The 23,620-nt window shown below is 64.0% G+C and carries 37 protein-coding genes and 1 tRNA gene; all 38 read right to left on the bottom strand.

Annotated elements, in window-relative coordinates:
* Window positions 1-37: 37 nt before the first annotated feature.
* Window positions 38-1,069 carry a protein translocase subunit SecF gene (gene secF / locus LRS14_RS14735; RefSeq protein ID WP_046110782.1) on the bottom strand — a complete coding sequence of 344 codons (1,032 nt, stop codon included), beginning with the start codon at window positions 1,067-1,069 and terminating at the stop codon, window positions 38-40.
* 11 nt (window positions 1,070-1,080) lie between these two features.
* Window positions 1,081-2,967, bottom strand: coding sequence for a protein translocase subunit SecD (gene secD / locus LRS14_RS14730; protein WP_046110781.1), 1,887 nt, complete (start codon window positions 2,965-2,967; stop codon window positions 1,081-1,083).
* Between the two features lie 56 nt (window positions 2,968-3,023).
* On the bottom strand, window positions 3,024-3,350 hold the full coding sequence (yajC, locus tag LRS14_RS14725) for a preprotein translocase subunit YajC (RefSeq protein WP_046110780.1): 327 nt from the start codon (window positions 3,348-3,350) through the stop codon (window positions 3,024-3,026).
* Between the two features lie 123 nt (window positions 3,351-3,473).
* Window positions 3,474-3,550 (bottom strand) — tRNA-Met (locus tag LRS14_RS14720).
* A 90-nt stretch (window positions 3,551-3,640) separates the two neighbouring features.
* Window positions 3,641-4,039, bottom strand: a complete 399-nt coding sequence (gene rplQ / locus LRS14_RS14715) for a 50S ribosomal protein L17 (RefSeq protein WP_046110779.1) — start codon at window positions 4,037-4,039, stop codon at window positions 3,641-3,643.
* A 68-nt stretch (window positions 4,040-4,107) separates the two neighbouring features.
* Window positions 4,108-5,100: a DNA-directed RNA polymerase subunit alpha gene (locus LRS14_RS14710; RefSeq protein WP_046110778.1), complete on the bottom strand. Its 993-nt coding sequence runs from the start codon at window positions 5,098-5,100 to the stop codon at window positions 4,108-4,110.
* A gap of 157 nt (window positions 5,101-5,257) precedes the next feature.
* On the bottom strand, window positions 5,258-5,881 hold the full coding sequence (gene rpsD / locus LRS14_RS14705; protein WP_046110777.1) for a 30S ribosomal protein S4: 624 nt from the start codon (window positions 5,879-5,881) through the stop codon (window positions 5,258-5,260).
* A 135-nt stretch (window positions 5,882-6,016) separates the two neighbouring features.
* A complete protein-coding gene (gene rpsK / locus LRS14_RS14700; protein ID WP_046110776.1) occupies window positions 6,017-6,421 on the bottom strand; it encodes a 30S ribosomal protein S11 in 405 nt (134 codons plus the stop codon).
* Between the two features lie 35 nt (window positions 6,422-6,456).
* Window positions 6,457-6,822: a 30S ribosomal protein S13 gene (gene rpsM / locus LRS14_RS14695; RefSeq protein WP_046110775.1), complete on the bottom strand. Its 366-nt coding sequence runs from the start codon at window positions 6,820-6,822 to the stop codon at window positions 6,457-6,459.
* 29 nt (window positions 6,823-6,851) lie between these two features.
* Complete coding sequence (rpmJ, locus tag LRS14_RS14690; protein WP_009548427.1) at window positions 6,852-6,965, bottom strand: 50S ribosomal protein L36; 114 nt, start codon at window positions 6,963-6,965, stop codon at window positions 6,852-6,854.
* A gap of 10 nt (window positions 6,966-6,975) precedes the next feature.
* On the bottom strand, window positions 6,976-7,194 hold the full coding sequence (gene infA, locus LRS14_RS14685) for a translation initiation factor IF-1 (RefSeq protein ID WP_009855680.1): 219 nt from the start codon (window positions 7,192-7,194) through the stop codon (window positions 6,976-6,978).
* A 13-nt stretch (window positions 7,195-7,207) separates the two neighbouring features.
* Window positions 7,208-8,518 (bottom strand): preprotein translocase subunit SecY, encoded by a 1,311-nt coding sequence (secY, locus tag LRS14_RS14680; RefSeq protein WP_046110774.1) that lies wholly within the window; start codon window positions 8,516-8,518, stop codon window positions 7,208-7,210.
* A 27-nt stretch (window positions 8,519-8,545) separates the two neighbouring features.
* The gene (rplO, locus tag LRS14_RS14675; protein WP_257799994.1) at window positions 8,546-8,977 is read right to left on the bottom strand and encodes a 50S ribosomal protein L15; all 432 of its coding nucleotides are present in this window, start codon (window positions 8,975-8,977) and stop codon (window positions 8,546-8,548) included.
* On the bottom strand, window positions 8,977-9,159 hold the full coding sequence (gene rpmD, locus LRS14_RS14670; protein ID WP_046110772.1) for a 50S ribosomal protein L30: 183 nt from the start codon (window positions 9,157-9,159) through the stop codon (window positions 8,977-8,979). The genes rplO and rpmD overlap by 1 nt, the downstream gene beginning before the upstream one ends.
* A 22-nt stretch (window positions 9,160-9,181) precedes the next feature.
* Window positions 9,182-9,700, bottom strand: coding sequence for a 30S ribosomal protein S5 (gene rpsE / locus LRS14_RS14665; RefSeq protein WP_046110771.1), 519 nt, complete (start codon window positions 9,698-9,700; stop codon window positions 9,182-9,184).
* 19 nt (window positions 9,701-9,719) lie between these two features.
* Window positions 9,720-10,091, bottom strand: coding sequence for a 50S ribosomal protein L18 (rplR, locus tag LRS14_RS14660; RefSeq protein WP_046110770.1), 372 nt, complete (start codon window positions 10,089-10,091; stop codon window positions 9,720-9,722).
* 14 nt (window positions 10,092-10,105) lie between these two features.
* On the bottom strand, window positions 10,106-10,639 hold the full coding sequence (gene rplF, locus LRS14_RS14655) for a 50S ribosomal protein L6 (protein ID WP_046110769.1): 534 nt from the start codon (window positions 10,637-10,639) through the stop codon (window positions 10,106-10,108).
* Window positions 10,640-10,651: 12 nt separating this feature from the next.
* Window positions 10,652-11,044: a 30S ribosomal protein S8 gene (gene rpsH, locus LRS14_RS14650; protein WP_046110768.1), complete on the bottom strand. Its 393-nt coding sequence runs from the start codon at window positions 11,042-11,044 to the stop codon at window positions 10,652-10,654.
* A 24-nt stretch (window positions 11,045-11,068) separates the two neighbouring features.
* Window positions 11,069-11,374 (bottom strand): 30S ribosomal protein S14, encoded by a 306-nt coding sequence (gene rpsN / locus LRS14_RS14645; RefSeq protein WP_046110767.1) that lies wholly within the window; start codon window positions 11,372-11,374, stop codon window positions 11,069-11,071.
* A gap of 8 nt (window positions 11,375-11,382) precedes the next feature.
* Window positions 11,383-11,952 carry a 50S ribosomal protein L5 gene (rplE, locus tag LRS14_RS14640; RefSeq protein ID WP_046111180.1) on the bottom strand — a complete coding sequence of 190 codons (570 nt, stop codon included), beginning with the start codon at window positions 11,950-11,952 and terminating at the stop codon, window positions 11,383-11,385.
* A gap of 69 nt (window positions 11,953-12,021) precedes the next feature.
* Window positions 12,022-12,339, bottom strand: a complete 318-nt coding sequence (rplX, locus tag LRS14_RS14635) for a 50S ribosomal protein L24 (protein WP_046110766.1) — start codon at window positions 12,337-12,339, stop codon at window positions 12,022-12,024.
* 26 nt (window positions 12,340-12,365) lie between these two features.
* Window positions 12,366-12,734: a 50S ribosomal protein L14 gene (gene rplN / locus LRS14_RS14630; RefSeq protein WP_011831006.1), complete on the bottom strand. Its 369-nt coding sequence runs from the start codon at window positions 12,732-12,734 to the stop codon at window positions 12,366-12,368.
* 223 nt (window positions 12,735-12,957) lie between these two features.
* Window positions 12,958-13,479: a peroxiredoxin gene (locus LRS14_RS14625; protein WP_257799993.1), complete on the bottom strand. Its 522-nt coding sequence runs from the start codon at window positions 13,477-13,479 to the stop codon at window positions 12,958-12,960.
* An 89-nt stretch (window positions 13,480-13,568) separates the two neighbouring features.
* Complete coding sequence (gene rpsQ / locus LRS14_RS14620; RefSeq protein ID WP_046110764.1) at window positions 13,569-13,868, bottom strand: 30S ribosomal protein S17; 300 nt, start codon at window positions 13,866-13,868, stop codon at window positions 13,569-13,571.
* A complete protein-coding gene (gene rpmC / locus LRS14_RS14615; protein ID WP_046110763.1) occupies window positions 13,865-14,065 on the bottom strand; it encodes a 50S ribosomal protein L29 in 201 nt (66 codons plus the stop codon). Before rpmC ends, rpsQ begins: the two co-directional genes overlap by 4 nt.
* 14 nt (window positions 14,066-14,079) lie before the next feature.
* Window positions 14,080-14,496, bottom strand: a complete 417-nt coding sequence (gene rplP / locus LRS14_RS14610) for a 50S ribosomal protein L16 (protein ID WP_046110762.1) — start codon at window positions 14,494-14,496, stop codon at window positions 14,080-14,082.
* Between the two features lie 2 nt (window positions 14,497-14,498).
* Window positions 14,499-15,335 (bottom strand): 30S ribosomal protein S3, encoded by an 837-nt coding sequence (rpsC, locus tag LRS14_RS14605; protein ID WP_046110761.1) that lies wholly within the window; start codon window positions 15,333-15,335, stop codon window positions 14,499-14,501.
* A 9-nt stretch (window positions 15,336-15,344) separates the two neighbouring features.
* Entirely contained in the window at window positions 15,345-15,674 is a 330-nt protein-coding gene (gene rplV / locus LRS14_RS14600) for a 50S ribosomal protein L22 (RefSeq protein ID WP_046110760.1), read from the bottom strand.
* Window positions 15,675-15,686: 12 nt separating this feature from the next.
* The gene (gene rpsS, locus LRS14_RS14595; RefSeq protein ID WP_046110759.1) at window positions 15,687-15,962 is read right to left on the bottom strand and encodes a 30S ribosomal protein S19; all 276 of its coding nucleotides are present in this window, start codon (window positions 15,960-15,962) and stop codon (window positions 15,687-15,689) included.
* 17 nt (window positions 15,963-15,979) lie between these two features.
* On the bottom strand, window positions 15,980-16,804 hold the full coding sequence (gene rplB / locus LRS14_RS14590) for a 50S ribosomal protein L2 (RefSeq protein ID WP_046110758.1): 825 nt from the start codon (window positions 16,802-16,804) through the stop codon (window positions 15,980-15,982).
* Window positions 16,804-17,124, bottom strand: a complete 321-nt coding sequence (gene rplW / locus LRS14_RS14585) for a 50S ribosomal protein L23 (protein WP_257799992.1) — start codon at window positions 17,122-17,124, stop codon at window positions 16,804-16,806. Before rplW ends, rplB begins: the two co-directional genes overlap by 1 nt.
* The gene (gene rplD / locus LRS14_RS14580) at window positions 17,121-17,741 is read right to left on the bottom strand and encodes a 50S ribosomal protein L4 (protein WP_257799991.1); all 621 of its coding nucleotides are present in this window, start codon (window positions 17,739-17,741) and stop codon (window positions 17,121-17,123) included. Before rplD ends, rplW begins: the two co-directional genes overlap by 4 nt.
* The gene (gene rplC / locus LRS14_RS14575) at window positions 17,741-18,421 is read right to left on the bottom strand and encodes a 50S ribosomal protein L3 (protein WP_046110755.1); all 681 of its coding nucleotides are present in this window, start codon (window positions 18,419-18,421) and stop codon (window positions 17,741-17,743) included. The genes rplD and rplC overlap by 1 nt, the downstream gene beginning before the upstream one ends.
* A gap of 185 nt (window positions 18,422-18,606) precedes the next feature.
* Window positions 18,607-18,918 carry a 30S ribosomal protein S10 gene (gene rpsJ, locus LRS14_RS14570; protein WP_046110754.1) on the bottom strand — a complete coding sequence of 104 codons (312 nt, stop codon included), beginning with the start codon at window positions 18,916-18,918 and terminating at the stop codon, window positions 18,607-18,609.
* 83 nt (window positions 18,919-19,001) lie between these two features.
* Entirely contained in the window at window positions 19,002-20,192 is a 1,191-nt protein-coding gene (gene tuf, locus LRS14_RS14565; protein WP_046116152.1) for an elongation factor Tu, read from the bottom strand.
* Between the two features lie 116 nt (window positions 20,193-20,308).
* Complete coding sequence (fusA, locus tag LRS14_RS14560; RefSeq protein ID WP_046116049.1) at window positions 20,309-22,411, bottom strand: elongation factor G; 2,103 nt, start codon at window positions 22,409-22,411, stop codon at window positions 20,309-20,311.
* An 81-nt stretch (window positions 22,412-22,492) separates the two neighbouring features.
* Window positions 22,493-22,963, bottom strand: coding sequence for a 30S ribosomal protein S7 (rpsG, locus tag LRS14_RS14555; protein WP_046116048.1), 471 nt, complete (start codon window positions 22,961-22,963; stop codon window positions 22,493-22,495).
* A gap of 163 nt (window positions 22,964-23,126) precedes the next feature.
* Window positions 23,127-23,504, bottom strand: a complete 378-nt coding sequence (rpsL, locus tag LRS14_RS14550; RefSeq protein ID WP_046116047.1) for a 30S ribosomal protein S12 — start codon at window positions 23,502-23,504, stop codon at window positions 23,127-23,129.
* Between the last annotated feature and the right edge of the window lie 116 nt (window positions 23,505-23,620).

Below are 23,620 nucleotides of genomic sequence, written 5' to 3'. Positions count from 1 at the left end.
GTGGGTGCGTAGGTTCGCTTGTGGGGGCGAACTGACTCTACACCACCGCCCCGGCGTTCGGGTCGTCGGGGTCGGAGGCCTTGGCGGGGCCGCCCTTGACCAGGTCTTCGCGCTTGATGCCCAGCCACATGGCGATGGCCGCGGCGACGAACACGGACGAGTAGATACCGAAGCAGATGCCGATCGTCAACGCCACCGCGAAGTAGTGCAGCGAAGGGCCGCCGAACAGCAGCATCGACAGCACCATCAGCTGCGTGGAGCCGTGGGTGATGATGGTGCGGCTGATGGTGCTGGTGATCGCGTGGTCGATCACTTCCGCGGTGTTGAGCTTGCGGTACTTGCGGAAAGCCTCGCGCACCCGGTCGAAGATCACCACCGACTCGTTCACCGAGTAGCCCAGCACCGCCAGGATCGCTGCCAGCACGGTGAGCGAGAACTCCCACTGGAAGAAGGCGAAGAAGCCCAGGATGATCACCACGTCGTGCAGGTTGGCAATGATGCCGGCCACGCCGAACTTCCATTCGAAGCGGATGGCCAGGTAGATCACGATGCCGATGATCACGAAGGCCAGCGCCTTGGCGCCATCGATGGCCAGCTCGCGACCCACCTGCGGCCCCACCACCTCGCTGCGCGACAGCTCCAGCGGCCGCGCCTCGCCGGCGGCGCACTGCTGACGGGTGGCCGGGTCGCCGGCCACTGTGACGGCGATCGATTGGACGGTGCCCCCCTCGGCCTTGCACAAGCCTTGGAACACCCGGTCGACCACCTCGGTCTGCTTGACGTCGCCACGCAGCGGCAGGCGGATCAACACGTCGCGCGAGGTGCCGAAGTTCTGCACCTGAACCTCGCCGAAGCCCATGCCTTCGACCGTCTCACGCACCTTGTTGATGTCGGCCGGCTGGGCGTAGGCGACTTCGACAACAGTGCCGCCAGTGAACTCGATCGACAGGTGCAGCCCCCGCGTGACGAGGAAGAACACGGCCGCCACGAACATGATCAACGACACCGCATTCAGCACCAGTGCATGGCGCATGAACGGGATGTCGCGGCGAATGCGGAAAAACTCCATCTGTCGCTCCTTCAGGCCTGCGCCGCTTTGCCGGGTTCAGCGCTGGGGCGCCAAACCTGGCCAATGGACACCGACTTGAGCTTCTTCTTGCGGCCATACCAGAGATTGACCAGCGCACGCGAGAACACCACGGCCGAGAACATCGAGGTGAGGATGCCCAGGCAATGCACCACCGCGAAGCCGCGCACCGGTCCCGAGCCGAAGGCCAGGAGCGCGACGCCGGCGATCAGCGTGGTCACGTTGGAGTCGAGGATGGTGCCCCAGGCGCGTTCATAGCCGACCAGGATCGCCGTCTGCGGCGCGCTGCCGTTGCGCAGCTCCTCGCGTACACGTTCGTTGATCAGCACGTTGGCGTCGATCGCCATGCCCAGCGTCAGCGCAATGGCCGCCATGCCGGGCAGCGTCAGCGTGGCCTGCAGCATCGACAGGATCGCCACCAGCAGCAGCAGATTGAACGCCAGCGCCACGGTAGAGAACACGCCGAACAGCAGGTAGTAGCAGCACATGAACACCGCGATGGCGATGAAGCCGTACAGCACGCTGTCGAAACCCTTGGCGATGTTCTCGGCGCCCAGGCTCGGGCCGATGGTGCGCTCTTCCACAATCTCCATCGGCGCGGCCAGCGAGCCCGCGCGCAGCAGCAGTGCGGTGTCGTTCGCTTCCTGGGTCGTCATGCGCCCGCTGATCTGCACGCGCCCGCCGCCGATCTCGCTGCGGATCACCGGCGCGGTCACGACCTCGCCCTTGCCCTTCTCGAACAACAGGATGGCCATGCGCTTGCCCACGTTCTCCCGCGTGATGTCGCGGAAGATCCGTGCGCCCTTGGCGTCCAGCGTCAGGTGCACCGCCGGCTCCTGGTTCTGGCCGTCGAATCCGGCCTGCGCATCCGTCAGGTTCTCGCCGGTGAGGATCACCTGGCGCTTGACGATCAACGGGGCGCCGCCGCGCTCGACGTAGCGTTCGGTGCCGAACGGCACCGGCGCCGAACCGATGGCGGCCGCAGCCGCTTCCGTGCTGTCATCCACCAGACGCACTTCCAGCGTGGCGGTGCGGCCGATGATGTCCTTGGCCTTCGCCGTGTCCTGCACGCCCGGCAACTGCACCACCACGCGGTCGGCACCCTGCTGCTGGATCACGGGCTCGGCCACGCCCAGCTCGTTCACGCGGTTGTGCAACGTGGTGATGTTCTGCTTGAGCGCCGCCTGCTGCACCGCGGTGGCGGCTTGCGGCTTCAGCGAACCGGTCAGCTGCAGATCGCCACTGCCAGCGGTGCCCTGCGTCCACTGCAGGTCCGGCAGTGAGGCCGTCAGCTCGGCAAGCGCCGAGTTCAGCGTGGGCGCATCGCGGAACGACACTCGCACGACGTTGCCGTCGCGCACGATGCCTGTGTGGCGGATGTTCTTCTCGCGCAGCAGCGAGCGGATGTCGCCGGTCAGCGCCTCGGCACGCTTCGTCAGCGCCGCCTTCATGTCCACCTGCATGAGGAAGTAGACGCCCCCGCGCAGGTCCAGGCCGAGGTACATCGGCAAGGCGCGCATGGAGGTGAGCCATGCAGGAGAACGGCTCACCAAGTTGAGTGCGACGATGTAGGCCGGATCGTTGGCGTCGGGGTTCAGCGCGCGAGACAACACGTCCTTCGCGCGGATCTGCGTGTCAGTGTCCCGGAAGCGGGCGCGCACCGAATTGCCGTCGAACTGAACGAAGTCCGGCGTCAGCTGTGCGTCCGCCAGCGCCCGCTCCACTCGCTGCACCAGCGAGCTGTCCACCTTCAGCGTGACCTTGCCGCTAGACACCTGCACCGCAGGTGCCTCGCCGAAGAAATTGGGCAGCGTGTACAGCAGCCCGATCACGAATGCGATGGCGAGCATCGCGTACTTCCACCACGGATAGCGGTTCATCGACAGACTCCCCTGGCGCGGGAGCCCGCGCCGGGTTTAAACGAACGGTGGCGGGTTTACTTGATCGTGCCCTTGGGCAGCACCTGGGTGATGGCGGTGCGCTGCAGCTGCACCTCGACGCCGCTGGCCAGTTCCACGTGCACGAAGCTCTCGCCCACTTTGTTGATGCGGCCGAGCAGACCACCCGCCGTCACCACTTCATCGCCCTTGGCGATGGCATCGATCATCGCCTTGTGTTCCTTCTGCCGCTTCATCTGGGGACGGATCATGATGAAGTACAGCACCACGAACATCAGCACCAGCGGCAGCATGCTCAGCAGGCTGGAACCCGCGCCTTCGGCGGCGGCAGGTGCGGTTTGGGCAAAGGCTTCGGAAATGAACACGGCGGTCGGTCCTTGAGACAAAGGCCCGTTCGATGCGGGCCCGATCGAAAAAATCCATCCGAAGCAAAAAGCTTCGAACAAAAAAACAGGCCCCGCACTTACGTGGGGGCCTGTCTCGGATTCTGGTTGCGGGGGCAGGATTTGAACCTGCGACCTTTGGGTTATGAGCCCAACGAGCTACCAGACTGCTCCACCCCGCGACGGAAGCTGACAGTATAGCGTGCTTTCGGCGTCTTGCCAGCCCCTATCGAACAAAGTTCGAAAATAGTGGGCTGCAACGCCGAAGTGACTTACTCGGCAGCGTCGGTGGCTTCTTCAGCCACGGCGACGTCGGGACGATCCACCAGCTCGACGAAGGCCATCGGCGCGTTGTCGCCGACACGGAAGCCCATCTTCAGGATACGGGTGTAGCCGCCCGGGCGCGCCTTGTAGCGCGGGCCGAGTTCGTTGAACAGCTTGGTGACGATATCGCGGTCACGGGTGCGCGAAAAAGCCAGGCGGCGGTTGGCCAGCGTGGGTTCCTTGGCCAGCGTGATCAGCGGCTCGACGACGCGGCGCAGTTCCTTGGCCTTGGGGACCGTGGTCTTGATGGCTTCGTGCTGCAGCAGCGAGTTGGCCATGTTGCGCAGCATCGCCAGGCGGTGGGAGCTGGTGCGGTTGAGTTTGCGAAGTCCGTTGCGGTGGCGCATGGTGCGTTCCTTTACTTATTGAACCCCGGCCGGATCAGGTACCGGGGGTTGCACATGACAGCGTTTGATTAACGCTTGTCCAGGCCCTGGGGCGGCCAGTTCTCGAGGCGCGCGCCGAGCGTGAGCCCGCGCGATGCCAGCACTTCCTTGATCTCGTTCAGCGACTTGCGGCCGAGGTTCGGCGTCTTCAGCAGCTCGGTCTCGGTGCGCTGGATCAGGTCGCCGATGTAGTAGATGTTTTCGGCCTTCAGGCAGTTGGCCGAACGCACCGTCAGCTCGAGCTCGTCGACCGGGCGCAGCAGGATCGGATCGAAGTTGCCACCGGCTCGCGGTGCCGAAGGCGCCTGGAAGATCTCGCCGTCTTCGTGCGGCAGCTGAGCGAACACCACCAGCTGCTCGACCAGGATCTTGGCCGAAGCACGGATGGCTTCCTCGGGGCTGATCGCACCGTTGGTCTCGATCTCCATCACGAGCTTGTCCAGGTCGGTACGCTGCTCGACGCGGGCGTTCTCGACGGCATAGCTCACGCGGCGCACCGGCGAGAACGAAGCGTCCAGCACGATGCGGCCGATCGACTTCGTGGGCTCGTCACCGAAGCGGCGCAGGTTGCCCGGCACGTAACCACGGCCCTTTTCGACCTTGATCTGCATGTCGAGCTTGCCGCCCTTGGCCAGGTGCGCGATCACGTGGTCGGGGTTGATGACCTCGACGTCGTGCGGCGTCTGGATGTCGCCGGCGGTCACGGGGCCTTCGCCCTCCTTGCGCAGCACCAGGGTCACTTCGTCGCGGTTGTGCAGACGGAACGTCACGCCCTTCAGGTTCAGCATGATGTGGACCACATCTTCCTGAACGCCGTCGACAGTCGAGTACTCGTGCAGCACGCCGGCGATGGTGACTTCCGTCGGCGCGTAACCCACCATCGACGACAGCAGCACACGGCGCAGGGCATTGCCCAGCGTGTGCCCGTAGCCCCGCTCGAACGGCTCGAGCGTCACCTTGGCACGGCGATCGCCCAGCGGCTCGACTTGGATGGCTTTGGGTTTCAGCAGATTGGTTTGCATTGAGTGGTGTTCCTGTCAATACCCTCGGCTCGTTACACCGATAAGGCTGATGGACATGTCGGGCCATGCGAGGCCGCTGCGTGCCCGGCAAACACAGCGGCCGAAAACAAAACGCGCGCGCGCGGCCACACGGCCGCACGCGCGTCAGTCGCCTGGATCAGCGCGAGTAGAGTTCCACGATCAGCGCTTCCTTGATCTCGGCGCCGAATTCGTCGCGGTCCGGGGTCTTCTTGAAGACGCCTTCCAGCTTCGACTCGTTCACTTCGACCCAGGCCGGCATGCCGATCGACTGAGCCAGCTTCAGCGACTCGGTCACACGCAGCTGCTTCTTGGCCTTTTCACGCACGGCGACCACGTCGCCCGCCTTGACCATGTACGAAGCGATGTTCACGACCTGGCCGTTGACGGTGATCGACTTGTGCGACACCAGCTGGCGAGCTTCGGCGCGGGTCGAGCCGAAGCCCATGCGGTACACCACGTTGTCGAGGCGCGATTCCAGCAGCGTCAGCAGGTTGGTACCGGTGTTGCCGCGGCGGCGTTCAGCCTCCTCGAAGTAGCGGCGGAACTGGCGTTCCAGCACGCCGTACATGCGCTTGACCTTCTGCTTCTCGCGCAGCTGCAGGCCGAAGTCGCTGGTACGCGAACCGCTGGTGCGGCCGTGCTGACCCGGCTTGCTGTCGAACTTCGCCTTGTCGCCGATGGGGCGACGCGCGCTCTTCAGGTAGAGGTCGGTGCCTTCACGGCGCGAGAGTTTGGCCTTGGGGCCGAGGTAACGTGCCACTTGGTTTTCCTTGTTTATCTGACGCGACCGATGTTTGTCGCGTGAGTCCGCGCCGACGTCACGGCACGAACGGTGGGCTGAAGGACAAACGTCGGCAGCGCCCTGGAGACGCTACCGACGTCCTTGGAACGTCGCTTAGATGCGGCGACGCTTCTGCGGACGGCAACCGTTGTGCGGCACCGGCGTCACGTCGGAGATCGACGTGATGCGGATGCCCAGCGATGCCAGTGCACGCACCGACGACTCACGGCCCGGGCCGGGGCCCTTGATCCGCACGTCGAGGTTCTTGATACCTTGTTCCTGCGCTGCACGGCCTGCGGTTTCCGCAGCCACCTGGGCCGCGAACGGGGTGCTCTTGCGCGAACCCTTGAAGCCCTGGCCGCCGCTCGAGGCCCACGACAGCGCGCCGCCCTGGCGGTCCGTGATCGTGATGATGGTGTTGTTGAACGACGCGTGCACGTGAGCGATGCCGTCCGCAATGTTCTTGCGGACCTTCTTGCTCACACGACGTGCTGCGCTGTTGTTGGGTGCCTTGGCCATGTCTTAATCCTTCAATCCGTTGCCGACCGCGTCGATCACTTCTTGACCAGCGCGCCGGACTTGCGCGGACCCTTGCGGGTGCGGGCGTTCGTCTTCGTGCGTTGACCACGCACCGGCAGGCCACGGCGATGACGCATGCCGCGGTAGCAGCCGAGGTCCATCAGGCGCTTGATGTTGATCGACTGCTCGCGACGCAGGTCGCCTTCGATCGTCATGCGGCCGATCTCGTCCCGGATCTTCTCCAGGTCGGCGTCGGTCAGGTCCTTGACCTTCTTGTTGAACTCGATGCCAGCAGCGACGCAGATCTTCTGCGCGGTCGTGCGACCGATGCCGTAGATCGACGTCAGGCCGATCTCGGTGTGCTTGTGCTGCGGAATGTTGATACCAGCAATGCGTGCCATGGTGTCCTCTTAATCTGGTTCGGCGCTGATCAACCCTGGCGCTGCTTATGGCGCGGGTCGGTACAGATCACACGCACCACGCCCTTGCGGCGGATGATCTTGCAATTGCGACACATCTTCTTGACCGATGCTGCAACTTTCATGGTCTTCTCCTTATTTCGCGCGGAACACAATGCGTGCCCGGCTCAAGTCATACGGGGTGAGCTCCACGGTGACCTTGTCGCCGGGAAGAATGCGGATGTAATGCATGCGCATCTTTCCGGAGATATGTCCGAGAACCACGTGGCCGTTCTCGAGCTTCACACGGAAGGTTGCGTTGGGGAGGTTTTCGAGAATCTCCCCCTGCATCTGGATGACATCGTCTTTTGCCATACGGTCTCGCGCTTCAGCTTGCCTTGAAGTTGGCCTTCTTCAGCAACGACTCATACTGCTGACTCATCACATAGCTCTGGACTTGCGCCCAGAAGTCCATGGTCACCACTACGATGATCAGCAACGACGTTCCACCGAAATAGAACGGCACGTTGTACTTCAGCACCAGGAATTCGGGCAGCAGGCACACCGCCGTGATGTACACCGCACCGGCCAGCGTCAGCCGCGACAGGATGCGATCGATGTACCTCGCGGTCTGGTCACCCGGCCGGATGCCCGGGATGAAAGCGCCACTCTTCTTCAGGTTGTCAGCGGTCTCGCGGCTGTTGAACACCAGGGCGGTGTAGAAGAAGCAGAAGAACACGATCATCGCGGCATACAGCATCACGTAGATCGGCTGCCCCGGCGACAGCGCCCCGGAGATGTCCTTCAGCCACTGCAGACCCTCGCCGGTCGCAAACCAACCCACCACCGTCGCCGGCAACAGGATGATCGACGACGCGAAGATCGGCGGGATCACGCCGGACATGTTCAGCTTGAGCGGCAGGTGCGACGACTGGCCGCCATACACCTTGTTCCCGACCTGCCGCTTGGCATAGTTGACCAGGATCTTGCGTTGACCGCGCTCCACGAACACCACCGCGAAGGTCACCAGGATGATGACGGCGATGATGAACAACGAAGCGATGATGCTCATCGCACCGGTGCGCACCAGCTCGAACAAGCCGCCCACAGCGCTCGGCAGGCCCGCGGCGATGCCCGCAAAGATCAGGATCGAGATGCCGTTGCCCAGCCCACGCTCGGTGATCTGCTCACCCAGCCACATCAGGAACATCGTTCCGGCCACCAGGCTCACCACCGTCGTCATCCGGAAGCCGAAGCCGGGCGCGAGCACCAAGCCGGGCGAACCTTCCAACGCCAGCGCAATGCCCAGGGACTGGAAGATGGCCAGTCCCAACGTGCCGTAGCGCGTGTACTGGGTGATCTTCCGGCGGCCCGACTCGCCTTCCTTCTTCAGCGCTTCGAGCGTGGGCACGACGTAGGTCATCAACTGCATGATGATCGACGCCGAGATGTACGGCATGATGCCCAACGCGAACACGGTGAAGCGCGACAGCGCCCCGCCCGAGAACATGTTGAACAGGTTCAGGATGCCGCCGCTCTGGCTCTTGAACAGCTGCTGCAGCTGCACCGGATCGATGCCCGGCACCGGCACGTGAGCGCCGATGCGGTAGACGACCAGTGCCAGAAGCAGGAACACAAGCCGGCGACGCAAGTCACCGAACTTGCCGCTCTTGGCCAGCTGATTGGCGTTGGTTGACACTCGAGGTTGTCCTTGCAGCTCGCGCTATCAGGCCAGCGAACCGCCTGCGGCTTCGATGGCAGCCTTGGCGCCGGCAGTCGCGCCGATGCCCTGCAGCGAAACCTTCTTGGTCAGCTCGCCCGACTTGATGACCTTGACCACCTTCGCCAGCTCGCCCACCAGGCCGGCTTGCTTCAGCATCACCAGCGTGACCTCGTCGGCGCCCAGCGCTTCCAGATCGGCCAGCGTGATTTCGGCGTTGTACTTCAGCGAATGCGACTTGAAGCCACGCTTCGGCAGGCGGCGCTGCAGAGGCATCTGGCCGCCTTCGAAGCCGACCTTGTGGTAGCCGCCCGCACGGGACTTCTGACCCTTGTGGCCGCGACCAGCGGTCTTGCCCAGACCGGAGCCGATACCACGGCCGACCCGGCGCTTCGCATGCTTGGAGCCGCTTCCCGGCTTGATCGTGTTGAGTTGCATCACAGCACCTTCACGAGGTAGGCGACCTTGTTGATCATGCCGCGCACGGCCGGCGTGTCTTCCAGCTGGCGCTCACTGTTGAGTTTGCGCAGGCCGAGGCCGCGCACCGTATCGCGGTGCGACTGGCGGGTACCCGCGACGCTCTTGACCAACTTCACGGTCAGGGTTTTCTTGTCGGACATGAAAGTTCTCCGGTCCGCAGGCTCAGTTGAAGATTTCTTCGACCGTCTTGCCACGCTTTGCAGCGACCGAGGCAGGCGTCGTCGAGTTCTTCAGCGCGTCGAGCGTTGCACGAACCATGTTGTAGGGGTTGGTCGAACCGAAGCTCTTGGCCACGATGTCGGTCACGCCCATCACTTCGAACACGGCGCGCATCGGGCCGCCGGCGATGATGCCGTCACCCGGCTTGGCCGGGCCCATCATGACCTTGGCTGCGCCGTGAACACCACGCACCGTGTGGTGGATGGTGCCGTTCTTCAGCGAGACCTTGACCATGTTGCGGCGGGCCGAGTCCATGGCCTTCTGCACCGCGACCGGCACTTCCTTGGCCTTGCCCTTGCCCATGCCGATGCGGCCGTCGCCGTCACCGACCACGGTCAGCGCAGCGAAACTCAGCGTGCGGCCGCCCTTGACCACCTTGGTGACGCGGTTCACCGCAATCATCTTTTCCTTCAGACCGTCGTCGTTCGCTTCGGTCTGGGCGCGAGGTTGAAACTTCGCCATGTTTAGTTCCTCAATTCAATCAGAACTGCAGGCCGGCTTCGCGCGCAGCGTCAGCCAGTGCCTTCACGCGGCCGTGGTAGGCAAAGCCAGCCCGGTCGAAAGCCACCTTCTCGATGCCCGCGGCCTTCGCCTTCTCGGCGATGCGCTTGCCCACGATCGAGGCTGCTGCAGCGTTGCCACCCTTGCCGGCGGCGCCCAGCTGCTCGCGGACTTCCTTCTCGGCGGTCGAAGCGCTGGCCAGCACCTTGGTGCCGTCGTCGGACAGCACGTTGGCGTAGATGTGCAGGTTGGAGCGGAACACCGTCAGGCGTGCAACGCGTTGGATCGCGATGCGGACACGCGTCTGCCGCGAGCGGCGCAGGCGTTGTTCCTTCTTGGTCGTCGTCGTCATGATGTGGCCGCTCCTTACTTCTTCTTGGTCTCTTTGAGGACCACACGCTCATCGCTGTAGCGGATCCCCTTGCCCTTGTAAGGCTCGGGCGGACGGAAGGCGCGCACTTCTGCCGCGACCTGGCCGACCACCTGGCGGTCTGCACCCTTGATCAGGATCTCGGTCTGCGTCGGGCAGGTCACGGTGATGCCAGCCGGCATTTCCTTGACCACCGGATGCGAGAACCCGATCTGCAGGTTCAGCTTCTGGCCCGTGGCCTGGGCACGGAAGCCCACGCCGACCAGGTTCAGCTTGCGCTCGAAGCCCTTGCTGACGCCCGTCACCATGTTCGCCACCAGGGCGCGCACGGTACCGCTCATCGCATTGGCAGCCGCCGACTCGTCGGCGGGCGCGACCAGCAGGGCACCGCCCTCGGTCTTCACCTTGACCAGACCGTGCACCGGGCGGGACAGCGAGCCCAACGCGCCCTTCACGACGATCTGCTCGTCCTTAATGGCCACGTCCACGCCTTGCGGGACGACGACCGGCATTTTTCCTACGCGGGACATTTCAGACTCCCCTTACGCGACGTAGCAGAGCACTTCGCCGCCGATACCGGCTTGGCGCGCCTTGCGATCGGTCATCACGCCACGCGGCGTTGTCACGATGGCAACACCCAGGCCGTTCATGACCTGGGGGATGTCGTGGCGGCCACGGTAGACACGCAGACCAGGGCGGCTCACACGCTCGATGCGCTCGATCACCGGGCGGCCGGCGTAGTACTTCAGCGCCACTTCGAGTTCGGCCTTGCCGTCGCCCTTGACGGCGAAGTTCTCGATGTAGCCCTCGTCCTTCAGGACTTGGGCAATGGCCACCTTCAGCTTCGAAGAAGGCATCGTCACCGTGGCTTTCTCGACCATCTGCGCGTTGCGGATGCGAGTCAGCATGTCGGCGATCGGATCACTCATGCTCATTTCTGGATCTCCTTCGAGTGCCGATTACCAGCTGGCCTTGATGACGCCAGGGATGTCACCCTTGAACGCCAGGTCACGGATCTTGCTGCGGGCGAGGCCGAACTTGCGGAACGTGCCGCGCGGGCGGCCGGTCAGCTCGCAACGGTTGCGCTGGCGGGTCGGGTACGCATTGCGGGGCAGCTGCTGCAGCTCAAGGCGGGCGGCGTAGCGCTCTTCCTCAGTACGCTTGAAGTCGTTGATGATCGCCTTCAGGTCGTTGTACTTCTTGGAATACTTGGCGGCGAGTTGCTCGCGCTTCAGCTCGCGTTGGATCAGGGAAACTTTAGCCACGGGGCACCTCAGTTCTTGAACGGGAAGCGGAAGGCGGTCAACAGGGCCTTGGCTTCGTCGTCGGTCTTGGCGGTGGTCGTGATGCTGATGTTCAGACCGCGCAGCGCATCCACCTTGTCGTAGTCGACTTCGGGGAAGATGATCTGTTCTTTGACGCCGATGTTGTAGTTGCCCCGGCCGTCGAAAGCGCGACCCGAGATACCACGGAAGTCGCGCACACGCGGCAGGGCCACGGTGACGAAACGGTCAAGGAATTCGTACATGCGGGTGCCACGCAGCGTCACCATGCAGCCGATGGGCACGCCGTCGCGGATCTTGAAGCCGGCGATGGCCTTCTTCGACTTGGTCACCACGGGCTTCTGGCCAGCGATCTTGGTCAGGTCGGCCACCGCGTGGTCCATCACCTTCTTGTCCGACACCGCCTCGCTCACGCCCATGTTCAGCGTGATCTTGGTGATGCGGGGCACCTGCATCGGCGACTTGTAGCCGAACTTCTCGACCAGGCTGGGGGCGATGGTTTCGCGGTAGATCGCCTGCAGGCGAGCGACGCCGACCGGCGACGATTCACCCGCCGGCACTGCCACCGACTTCTCGGCCTTCGGGGCCTTGCTCGCCTTTTTGGGCTGCTTTGTCTTGCGCCATGATGTTTAAGCCTTGATCTCTTCGCCGCTGGACTTGAAGACGCGGACCTTTTTGCCGTCATCCAGCAGCTTGACGCCCACGCGATCCGCCTTGCCCGTGGCCGCGTTGAAGATCGCGACGTTGGACTGGTGGATCGGCATCGTCTTGTCGACCACGCCGCCGGTGGTGCCCTTCATGGGGTTCGGCTTGACGTGCTTCTTCACCACGTTCACGCCTTCGACCACGATGTGGTCGGCGTCGACGCGCTGAGCGACGACGCCCCGCTTGCCCTTGTCGCGACCGGTCAGAACGACGACCTGGTCACCTTTGCGAATCTTGTTCATGGCTTGCTTGTCCTTGCTAGAAGGCGTCAGAGGACTTCCGGCGCGAGCGAGACGATCTTCATGAAGCGCTCGGTACGCAGTTCACGCGTCACGGGGCCGAAGATGCGGGTGCCGATGGGCTCCAGCTTGGCGTTCAGCAGGACGGCAGCGTTGCCGTCGAACTTCACCAGCGAGCCGTCCTGGCGACGCACGCCCTTGGCGGTACGCACGACCACGGCGCTGTAGACCTCGCCCTTCTTCACGCGACCACGCGGTGCAGCTTCCTTGATGCTGACCTTGATCACGTCGCCGATACCGGCATAGCGACGCTTGGAGCCACCAAGCACCTTGATGCACATGACGGACTTCGCGCCAGTGTTGTCCGCGACGTCAAGCCGCGATTGCATTTGGATCATGTTGTCATCCCAACTTGTCGGGCTGATGGCGCGCCGAGAACTTCAGCGCTGCCCGCCAGGCAGTCTTGGGCCCGTGGTGTGGGCGGATCCGCTCATTGGCTTGTTCGCTCGACCTGCTGCGCTGCGCATGACGCTGGCGGCGGGCTCGAAAACAAACCAGATTTGCGGCGAAGGCGCGATTATCGCGTCGAAGCGCCGGGCCTGTCAACAGGCCCGGCGAAAATCATTGGGCGACCGCCTGGGCGGTGGCGCGCTTGACCATGGTGTCGGCGTCGCTCACCTCGAACTTGCCGGGGGCCTCGAGGTCCAGCGACTTCACCACGCCGTCGACGACCAGCATCGAATAGCGCTGTGAGCGCACGCCCATGCCGCGCGCCGTGAGGTCCAGCGTCAGGCCCACAGCCTTGGTGAACTCGGCGCTGCCGTCGGCCAGCATGCGCACCTTGCCAGCGACGCCCTGCTCGCGGCCCCAGGCTCCCATGACGAAGGCGTCGTTGACCGAGATGCACCAGATTTCGTCCACGCCGGCGTCGCGCAGCGCATCGGCCTGCGCCACGTAGCCCGGCACATGCTTGGCCGAGCAGGTTGGCGTGTACGCGCCCGGCAAGGCGAAGATGGCCACGGTCTTGCCGGCCAGCGCCTTGTCCAGCTCCACGGGGTTGGGGCCGAGGGCGCAGCCTTCGGTTTCAGCGTCGATGAATTCCTGCAGCGTGACCGAGGGAAGCCGGTCTCCGATCTTCAGCATGGGATGTGCTCCGTCAAGTGAATGACACCATGGAAAACGGCCGGCCGCCATCGAGATAGCGAACCGGCCGTCGTGGGCAGCAGCAGCGCTTAAACCGCTTCCGCCTTCTTCACCAGGCGCGTGACGCGCCAGGACTTGGTCTTCGAGATCGGACGACCTTCGGTGATCTCGACCACGTCGCCCATCTTGTACTCGCCCGCTTCGTCGTGGGCGTGGTACTTGTTGGAACGCGCGACGATCTTGCCGTACAGCTCGTGCATATGACGACGCTCCACCAGCACGGTGACCGTCTTCGAGCGCTTGTCGCTGACGATCGTGCCGATGAACGAACGGGGCACGCGGTTCGGCGTGACCTTCTCTTGCGTCTGCTCGGTGGCTTGCTCGCTCATTTCGCGGCCTCCTTCTTCTTCTCGTTCAGCACCGTCTTGGCACGTGCGATGTCACGACGGGTCTTGCGGAGAACGGTGTGGTTGCTGAGCTGCTGGGTCGCCTTCTGCATGCGCAGGCCGAAATGGGCCTTCAGCAGGTCGGAGACTTCCTTCTCGAGCGCCGCCACGTCCTTGGTACGCAGTTCGGATGCTTTCATGGTGTTTCCTTCGATCAGGTGCCGACCTGGCGCACGACGAACGTGCAGCTCAGGGGCAGCTTGGCCGCTGCAAGCGTGAACGCTTCGCGGGCCAGGGCTTCGGGCACACCATTGATCTCGTACAACACCTTGCCGGGCTGGATCTCGGCGACGTAGTACTCGGGGTTGCCCTTGCCGTTGCCCATGCGGACTTCGGCAGGCTTTTGCGAGATCGGCTTGTCCGGAAAGATCCGGATGAAGATCCGACCGCCGCGCTTGATGTGACGCGAGATCGCGCGGCGAGCCGCTTCGATCTGGCGCGCCGTCAGGCGGCCGCGCTCGGTGGCCTTCAGGCCGAATTCGCCGAACGACACGGCAGCGCCGCGCGTGGCCACGCCGGTGTTGCGGCCCTTCTGTTCCTTGCGGAACTTACGACGGGAAGGTTGCAGCATTGTTATTCTCCTTTGGCACCAGGCACGGCCGTGGCCGTGCGCGGCACACGCTTCGCGCCGACCGGGCCGCGCGCGTCACCCGAAGGTGCGGCGCCGTCACGGCGTTCGCCAGGGCGGCCACGGCCACCCGGGGCACCACCAGGACGCGGGCCACGGCGCGGGCGACGATCGTCTTCCGGCACGTCCGACTTGAGTGCGGGCACTTCACCGTTGGCGAGGCGATCGCCGCGGTATACCCACACCTTCACGCCGATGACGCCGTAGGTCGTCTTGGCTTCGGAGAAGCCATAGTCGATGTCGGCCTTCAAGGTGTGAAGGGGCACGCGACCTTCGCGGTACCACTCGCAGCGGGCGATTTCGATGCCGTTCAGGCGGCCCGACGACATGATCTTGATGCCCTGCGCGCCCAGGCGCATCGCGTTCTGCATGGCGCGCTTCATGGCGCGGCGGAACATGATGCGCTTCTCGAGCTGCTGGGTGATCGAGTCGGCGATCAACTGAGCATCGACTTCAGGCTTGCGCACTTCTTCGATGTTCACCGCGACCGGCACGCCGAGGCGGCGGGTCAGTTCGGCCTTCAGGTTTTCGATGTCCTCGCCCTTCTTGCCGATCACCACGCCCGGACGCGCCGAGAAGATGGTGATGCGGGCGTTCTTGGCGGGGCGCTCGATCAGAACGCGCGACACCGCGGCGTTCTTCAGCTTCGCCTTCAGGTACTCACGAACATCCAGATCCTCGGCCAGCATCGTGGCGAAGTTCTTGTTGTTCGCGAACCAGCGCGAAGCCCAGGCACGGGTGACGGGCAGTCGGAAGCCGGTCGGATGGATCTTCTGTCCCATGGTCTTCCTTTAGTTGCCGACGGTCACGTAGATGTGCGCGGTCGGCTTGCTGATGCGGTTGCCGCGGCCCTTGGCCCGGGCGGAAAACCGCTTCAGCGTGGCGCCTTGCTCCACGTAGATCGACTTGACGCGCAGTTCGTCGATGTCGGCACCGTCGTTGTGCTCGGCGTTGGCGATGGCCGACTCGAGCGCCTTCTTGATGATGCCGGCGGCCTTCTTGGGCGTGAACGTCAGGATGTTGAGCGCCTGATCGACCTTCTTGCCGCGGATCAGGTCGGCCACCAGCCGACCCTTGTCGCAGGAAAGGCGCACGCCGCGAACGATTGCTTGGGTTTCCATCGTCGCTGTCCTTTACTTCTTGGCCTTCTTGTCTGCCGGGTGACCCTTGAAGGTCCGCGTCAGAGCGAATTCGCCAAGCTTGTGGCCGACCATCTGGTCGCTCACGTACACCGGCACGTGTTGCTTGCCGTTGTGCACGGCGATCGTCAGACCGATGAACTCGGGGAGGATCGTCGAGCGGCGCGACCAGGTCTTGATCGGCTTCTTGTCCTTGATGGCCACCGCCTTCTCGACCTTGGCCTGAAGGTGTTGGTCGACGAAGGGGCCCTTCTTGAGAGAACGTGTCATGGCTGTCCTCCGCCTGTTTACTTCTTGCGACGCGAGACGATGAACGTCTGCGTGCGCTTGTTGCTGCGGGTACGGTAGCCCTTGGTCATCGTGTTCCACGGCGACACAGGCACCTGGCCTTCGCCGGTACGACCTTCACCACCACCGTGCGGGTGATCCACCGGGTTCATCGCCACACCGCGGACGGTCGGGCGGATGCCCTTCCAGCGGATCGCACCGGCCTTGCCGTACTGGCGCAGGCTGTGCTCTTCGTTGCTCACTTCACCGATGGTGGCGCGGCAATCGATGTGGATGCGACGGACTTCACCCGAGCGCAGCCGAAGCTGGGCGTAGGCGCCTTCACGGGCCATCAGCGTCACCGAGGTGCCGGCCGAGCGCGCGATCTGCGCGCCCTTGCCGGGCAGCAGCTCGACGCAGTGGACGATCGAGCCCACCGGGATGTTGCGGATCGGCAGCGTGTTGCCGGCCTTGATCGGGGCCTCGGCACCGCTCATCAGCGTGGCGCCGACTTCCAGACCACGCGGGGCGATCACGTAGCGGCGCTCACCGTCGGCGTAGCACACCAGCGCGATGTGGGCGGTACGGTTCGGGTCGTATTCAATACGCTCGACCTTCGCCGGGATCCCGTCCTTGTTGCGACGGAAATCCACCACGCGGTAGTGATGCTTGTGGCCACCGCCCTTGTGGCGGATGGTGATGTGACCGTTGTTGTTGCGGCCGGCGTTCTGCTTCTGCGGCTCGAGCAGCGATGCTTCCGGCGCACCCTTGTGCAGGTGCTTGTGCACCACCTTCACCACGGCACGGCGGCCAGGCGAAGTCGGCTTGACCTTGACGACAGCCATTACGCGCTCTCCCCGGAGAAGTTCAGTTCCTGGCCGTCCTTCAGGCAGACATAGGCCTTCTTGACGTGGTCACGGCGACCGATCGAACGACCGAAACGCTTGACCTTGCCCTTCTGGTTCACGGTCTGGACGGAGTCCACTTCGACCTTGAACATCAGCTCGACGGCAGCCTTGATCTCCGGCTTGGTGGCGTTGCGCAGCACCTTGAACAACACCTGGTTGTTCTTCTCGCCGACGCTGGTGGCCTTTTCCGAGACGATCGGGGCGACCAGCACTTGAGCCAGGCGGCCCTCATCGAATTTTTGCGGAGCGGTGCTCATGCAAACATCTCCTTGAGCTGCTCGATGGCCGCCTTGGTCACCAGCACCTTCTTGTAGAAGACCAGCGACAGCGGATCAGCGTAGCGCGGCTCGACAACCAGCACGTTGGCCAGGTTGCGCGAAGCGAGCAGCAGGTTCTCGTCGACGCTGTCGGCGATGACCATGACCGAATCCAGGCCCATGCCCTTGAACTTCTGGGCGAGCTGCTTGGTCTTCGGCGTGTCGACGGTGAACGAGTCCACCACGGCCAGGCGACCGTCGCGCGCGAGCTTCGACAGGATCGACGCCATGCCGGCGCGGTACATCTTCTTGTTGACCTTCTGAGTGAAGTTCTCGTCCGGGCTGTTCGGGAAGATGCGACCACCGCCGCGCCACAGCGGCGACGAGGTCATGCCGGCGCGAGCGCGGCCGGTGCCCTTCTGGCGGAACGGCTTCTTCGTCGAGTGCTTGACGACGCCGCGGTCCTTCTGGGCACGGGTACCCTGGCGTGCATTGGCCTGGTAGGCCACGACGATCTGGTGCACCAGCGCTTCGTTGTAGTCACGCGCGAAGACGGTATCGGGCGCGTCCACCTTCTCGGTGGCCTGGCCTTGTTCGTTCAGGAGCTCGAGTTGCATCACTGGGCTCCCTTCGCAACCTTGGCCTTGATGGCCGGACGCACGACCACGTGGCCGTTCTTGGCACCCGGGACGGCACCCTTGACCAGCAGCAGCTGACGGGCTTCGTCAACGCGCACGATGTCGAGGTTCTGGGTCGTCACGGTCTCGTCGCCACGGTGGCCGGACATCTTCTTGCCCGGGAACACGCGGCCAGGATCCTGCGCCATCGAGATCGAGCCGGGCACGTTGTGCGAGCGGCTGTTACCGTGGGACGCGCGCTGCGAACCGAAGTTGTGGCGCTTGATGGTGCCCGTGAAGCCCTTACCGATCGAGGTGCCCTGCACGTCGACGATCTGGCCCGCGGCGAACAACGTGACGGGCACGGTGGCGCCCGGCTTGTATTCGGCCGCCACTTCGGCGGGCACGCGGAATTCCTTGAGCACTTCACCTGCCAGCACGCCCGCCTTGGCGAGGTGCCCTGCTTCAGGCTTGGTCACGCGCGAGGCGCGACGGGTGCCGAACGCCACCTGGATGGCGCTGTAGCCGTCGGTTTCGACGGTCTTGACCTGGGCGACGCGGTTGTTGGACACGTCGAGCACCGTCACGGGAACGGCGTCGCCGTCGTCCGTGAAGATGCGCATCATGCCCACCTTGCGGCCCAGCAATCCGAGCCGATGGCTCGCGCTTGCGGTCGTCATGGTTCTTCTCCAGCCCCTTGCCTGATGCAAGAAGCCCGGTTGCACAACACCCGACATCGATTGGCCGGGTTGACTTGTTTCCCGCGATCACGCCGTGGACGAGCCACGGAAGTCGCGAAAAGCCTGCGAGTGTAGCAGATCCGAAGATCTGCCACCTCGCACACCACGTCGAGCGTGGTTTTGGGTTACTGCAGCTTGATCTCGACGTCGACGCCGGCGGGCAGGTCGAGCTTCATCAGCGCATCGACCGTCTTGTCGGTCGGGTCGACGATGTCCATCAGGCGCTGGTGGGTGCGGATCTCAAACTGGTCGCGCGAGGTCTTGTTGACGTGCGGCGAACGCAGGATGTCGAAGCGCTGCATGCGCGTGGGCAGCGGCACGGGGCCACGGACGATGGCGCCGGTGCGCTTGGCGGTGTCGACGATTTCGAGGGCCGACTGGTCGATCAGCTTGTAATCGAATGCCTTCAGGCGGATGCGGATCTTTTGCTTTTGCATGACGGTTCCTTCAAAGAGCGTTGCGGCCCGCGGGCCGCGGAGTTGTGGAACCCGGGCTCGCCAGAGCCCGGGCCGTCACGCAATTACTCGATGATCTTGGCAACGACGCCGGCGCCGACGGTGCGGCCGCCTTCACGGATGGCGAAGCGCAGGCCTTCTTCCATCGCGATCGGGGCGATCAGCTTGACGGTGATGCTGACGTTGTCGCCCGGCATGACCATTTCCTTGTCCTTCGGCAGCTCCACCGCGCCGGTCACGTCCGTCGTGCGGAAGTAGAACTGCGGGCGATAGTTGTTGAAGAACGGGGTGTGGCGGCCGCCTTCTTCCTTGCTCAGCACGTACACCTCGGCGGTGAAGTGCGTGTGCGGCTTGATGGAGCCCGGCTTGCACAGCACCTGGCCGCGCTCGACGTCTTCACGCTTGGTGCCGCGCAGCAGGATGCCCACGTTGTCGCCGGCCTGACCTTGGTCCAGCAGCTTGCGGAACATTTCCACGCCGGTGCAGGTGGTCTTCTGGGTGGCGCGAATACCGACGATCTCGATTTCCTCACCGACCTTGACCACGCCACGCTCGACACGGCCCGTGACCACGGTGCCGCGGCCCGAGATCGAGAACACGTCTTCCACGGGCATCAGGAACGCACCGTCCACGGCGCGCTCGGGCGTCGGGATGTAGCTGTCCAAAGCGTCGGCCAGGGCCATGATGGCCTGCTCGCCCAGCTCGCCCTTGTCGCCTTCGAGCGCCAGCTTGGCCGAGCCCTTGACGATCGGGGTGTCGTCGCCGGGGAAGTCGTACTTCGACAGCAGCTCGCGCACTTCCATCTCGACGAGCTCGAGCAGCTCGGCGTCGTCGACCATGTCGCACTTGTTCAGGAAGACGATGATGTACGGCACGCCGACCTGGCGCGCCAGCAGGATGTGCTCACGCGTCTGGGGCATCGGGCCGTCGGCGGCCGAGCACACCAGGATCGCGCCGTCCATCTGCGCCGCGCCGGTGATCATGTTCTTCACGTAGTCGGCGTGCCCGGGGCAGTCGACGTGCGCGTAGTGGCGGTTGGCGGTCTCGTACTCGACGTGTGCGGTGTTGATGGTGATGCCGCGCGCCTTTTCTTCCGGCGCCGCGTCGATCTGGTCGTACGCCTTGGCTTCGCCGCCGAACTTGGCCGACAGGATCGTCGTGATCGCCGCCGTCAGCGTCGTCTTGCCATGGTCCACGTGGCCGATGGTGCCCACGTTGACGTGCGGCTTGGTCCGCTCGAACTTACCTTTTGCCATTTCGATTTCTCCGTATCAAAGAGCAGTTCCAGTGCAGGGTTTAAGGTTTCCGGCCGGATGCTGGTTCGCCCGCCACTGGCAGCAGGCGGCACCCGGCCGAAGACCGGCTTGATTGCTTACTTGCCGCGCGCGGTGATGATCGCGTCGGCGACGTTCTTCGGAGCTTCGCTGTAGTGCTTGAACTCCATCGTGTACGTCGCGCGGCCCTGGGACATCGAGCGCAGCGTGGTGGAGTAGCCGAACATTTCCGACAGCGGCACCTCGGCCTTGATGGTCTTGCCACCGCCCGGGATGTCGTCCATGCCCTGGACCATGCCACGGCGGGACGACAGGTCGCCCATCACCGAGCCAGCATAGTCCTCCGGCGTTTCCACTTCCACGGCCATCATCGGCTCGAGGATGACCGGGTTGGCGCGGCGGCAGCCTTCCTTGAAGCCCATCGACGCGGCCATCTTGAACGCGTTTTCGTTCGAGTCCACTTCGTGGTACGAGCCGAACGTCAGCGTGACCTTCACGTCCACGATCGGGAAGCCGGCCAGCACGCCGTTAGGCAGCGTGTCGATCAGGCCCTTTTCCACCGCAGGGATGAACTCGCGCGGCACCACGCCGCCCTTGATGGCGTCGACGAACTCGAAGCCCTTGCCCGGCTCCTGCGGCTCGACCTTCAGCACGACGTGGCCGTACTGGCCCTTGCCGCCCGACTGGCGCACGAACTTGCCTTCGACGTCCTCGACCGCCTTGCGGATGGTCTCGCGGTAAGCCACCTGCGGCTTGCCGACGTTGGCCTCGACACCGAACTCGCGCTTCATGCGGTCGACGATGATCTCGAGGTGCAGCTCGCCCATGCCCGAGATGATGGTCTGGCCCGACTCTTCGTCGGTGCGCACGCGGAACGACGGGTCTTCCTGGGCCAGGCGGCCCAGGGCGATACCCATCTTTTCCTGGTCGGCCTTGGTCTTCGGCTCGACGGCCTGCGAGATCACCGGCTCCGGGAAGACCATCTTCTCCAGCGTGATCATGGCGTCCGGATCGCACAGGGTTTCGCCCGTCGTCACGTCCTTCAGGCCCACGCAGGCGGCGATGTCGCCGGCCAGGATTTCCTTGATCTCTTCACGCTGGTTGGCGTGCATCTGCAGGATCCGGCCGATGCGCTCCTTCTTGCCGCGGATCGGGTTGTAGACCGAGTCGCCCGACTTCAGCACGCCCGAGTACACGCGCACGAAGGTCAGCTGGCCGACGTACGGGTCGGTCATCAGCTTGAACGCCAGCGCGGCGAATTTCTCGTTGTCGTCGGCCTTGCGGCTGGTTTCCTGCTCGTCGTCATCGGTGCCGGTGACCGGCGGGATGTCGATCGGCGAGGGCAGGAAGTCGATCACCGCGTCGAGCATGCGCTGCACGCCCTTGTTCTTGAAGGCGGTGCCGCACAGCATCGGCTGGATCTCGGTGGCGATCGTGCGGGTGCGCAGGCCGAGCTTGATCTCTTCCTCGGTCAGCTCGCCCGACTCGAGGTACTTGTTCATCAGCTCTTCGCTGGCTTCAGCGGCGGCTTCGATCATGCCTTCGCGCCACTTCTCGCAATCGGCCTGCAGCTCGGCGGGGATGTCCTCGTAGCTGAACTTCATGCCTTGCGAAGCCTCGTCCCAGATGATCGCCTTCATCTTGAACAGGTCCACCACGCCCTTGAAGTTTTCTTCCGAGCCGATGGGCACCACGATGGGCACCGGGTTGGCCTTCAGGCGGGTCTTCATCTGGTCATAGACCTTGAAGAAGTTGGCGCCGGTGCGGTCCATCTTGTTGACGAAGGCCAGACGCGGCACCTTGTACTTGTTGGCTTGGCGCCAGACGGTTTCCGACTGGGGCTGCACGCCGCCCACGGCGCAGTACACCATGCATGCGCCGTCGAGCACGCGCATCGAACGCTCCACCTCGATGGTGAAGTCGACGTGCCCCGGGGTGTCGATGATGTTGAAGCGATGCTCCGGGTAGGACATGTCCATGCCCTTCCAGAAGCAGGTCGTCGCTGCCGACGTGATGGTGATGCCCCGCTCCTGCTCCTGCTCCATCCAGTCCATCGTCGCGGCGCCATCGTGCACCTCGCCGATCTTGTGGTTCACGCCGGTGTAGTACAGGATGCGTTCGGTCGTGGTGGTCTTGCCGGCATCGATGTGCGCAGAGATACCGATGTTGCGGTAGCGCTCGATGGGGGTCTTGCGGGACATGGTGTTGCTCCAAATACAGGGGCCGCTCGCGGGTTGGTGCAAACCCGAAGAGCGGCCAGGGGAACGTTGGACTGAGGTGACTTAGAAGCGGAAGTGCGAGAAGGCCTTGTTGGCCTCTGCCATGCGGTGCACTTCGTCGCGCTTCTTCATCGCGCCGCCGCGGCCTTCCGAGGCCTCCAGCAGCTCATTGGCCAGGCGCGCAGCCATGGACTTCTCGCCACGCTTGCGGGCGGAATCCTTGAGCCAGCGCATCGCGAGGGCCATGCGGCGGACGGGGCGAACTTCCACGGGAACTTGGTAGTTCGCACCGCCGACGCGGCGGCTCTTCACTTCGACCATCGGCTTCACGTTGTTCAGCGCGGTCATGAAGATCTCGAGGGGATCCTTGTTGGCCTTCTTCTCGACCTGGTCCAGGGCACCGTAGATGATGCGCTCGGCCACGGCCTTCTTGCCGGATTCCATCACGACGTTCATGAACTTCGAGAGATCGACACTGCCGAACTTCGGGTCGGGCAGGATCTCGCGCTTGGGTACTTCGCGGCGACGCGGCATGGGAGTCTTCCTTTATCAGCTTCAGTTGGCTCGGGCTTCTCGTAGCGCCCTTGCCTTGGATGGCCATAGCCTGAAACGAACCATCCACTTACTCGGCGAGCCTGGGGCCCACCGCAACGTGCAACCGGCTTGCAGCCGATCGCGCTGGTAGCGCGGTGAAGGCTTAGGCCTTCTTCGGGCGCTTCGCGCCGTACTTGGAACGCGATTGCTTGCGGTCCTTGACGCCTTGCAGGTCAAGCGAACCGCGCACGATGTGGTAACGCACACCCGGCAGGTCCTTCACACGGCCGCCGCGTACGAGCACGACGCTGTGTTCCTGCAGGTTGTGGCCTTCACCGCCGATGTACGAGATCACCTCGAAACCGTTGGTCAGGCGCACCTTGGCCACCTTACGCAGAGCCGAGTTCGGCTTCTTCGGGGTGGTGGTGTACACGCGGGTGCAGACACCGCGGCGCTGGGGGCCGCCCTGCATGGCAGGCGACTTGGACTTCGTGGCTTCGACCTCACGGCCGTGGCGCACGAGCTGGTTGATGGTAGGCATGTGGACTTGTTCCCGTTTGAAGTCACGCAATTTTTTCTGTCGGGAGAAGCCACAGCGCTCTTGCGGGCGCCGCGCGGGGGCGCAGCAGGCGACAAAGAGCGCAGCAGAATCTGCCG

It is taken from the genome of Aquincola sp. J276 (assembly GCF_024700035.1).
Lineage (GTDB): Bacteria > Pseudomonadota > Gammaproteobacteria > Burkholderiales > Burkholderiaceae_C > Aquincola > Aquincola tertiaricarbonis.
This window is presented reverse-complemented; position numbering and strand designations above follow the sequence as displayed.